The following is a 1,145-nucleotide window of genomic DNA, read 5'->3' on the forward strand; positions in this document are numbered from 1 at the left end:
GTCATTAACAATATTGTCGTTTCAGGAGATCCCTGATGATCTTCAGGTGGAAATTATCGGACAGCTGGGGTGAGATGATGTCGGGAGCATTAAAAAAATACCTCGGGAGCAAGTTCAATGGTACTATTTTACCCGTATACAACTATGTATAAATTGTCGTGTAATTCAGAGCTGCCTTAATACTCTAAGAAATGGAATAGAGGGGCGGTAGCGTGATTGCGGTTCAGGAAGTTATCTTATTATTTTTGATTTAAACTTCCTGGTATTGATCTGGCCCTCATTTTTTCGGTTTTTATCAGCGATCAACAGGGCTTAAAACAGCTTTACCACCGCGATTGAGTACATGGGTATATATCATTGTTGTATTGACATTAGCATGACCCAACAACTCTTGAACGGTTCTGATATCGTATCCGCTCTCCAGCAGATGTGTCGCAAAACTATGCCGAAAAGTGTGGCAGCTGGCATTTTTGTTAACGCCTGCCTGACAGCGTGTTTTACGGCGGACTGAATCCCCCTCTGATTGATGTGATGGCGGCCTACGTTGCCGGTTCTTGGATCTTTACTCAACTGAGTACTGGCAAAAATATACTGCCATGCCAGTTCTTTTCCAACATTGGGGTATTTTCTAGCCAAGGCATGGGGGAGATGAACAAAGCAGGCACCGTCTTCAAGCGCTTTTTGGTGAAGCAGCCTGGATGATTCGATCTGAGTTCGTAATGCTTCAACAGACGCTTTGGGCAACAACGTCATTTTGTCTTTACCACCCTTGCCATGACGAACGGTAATTTCCATACGCCCAAAATCAACATCCTGAACTCTGAGACGCAGAGCGTCCTTCAGTCGAAGACCGGCACCATACATTAATTGGGCGACTAATAACGGTGTGCCTTTGAGATAGGACAAGACATAGTTGGCTTCAGCAACCGACAACACAACAGGAAGTTTTTTTTGGCCGTTTTGATTTTAGCCTGTCATTGATCGTAAAGCTGTCACGTCCCAGCACTTGTTTGTACAAAAAGACCAGGGCACTCAATGCCTGCTGCTGAGTACCGACAGCAACGTGCTTTTTCATCACCAGATAAGTGAGAAAATCACGGACATCATCGCCAGTCAGTAAATCGGGATGGCGCATTTTATGAAAT

The 1,145-nt window shown here is 44.5% G+C and carries 1 protein-coding gene and 1 pseudogene; both read right to left on the bottom strand.

The features are described 5' to 3' along the window. Positions 1 to 295 precede the first annotated feature (295 nt). A pseudogene (locus KDK15_RS21120) lies at positions 296 to 864 on the bottom strand (integron integrase). A gap of 55 nt (positions 865 to 919) precedes the next feature. After that, the coding region (locus tag KDK15_RS01380; RefSeq protein ID WP_257293574.1) for a phage integrase N-terminal SAM-like domain-containing protein at positions 920 to 1,145 on the bottom strand (226 nt) is incomplete at its 5' end.

Source organism: Endozoicomonas sp. YOMI1, assembly GCF_024606345.1.
GTDB lineage: Bacteria > Pseudomonadota > Gammaproteobacteria > Pseudomonadales > Endozoicomonadaceae > Endozoicomonas.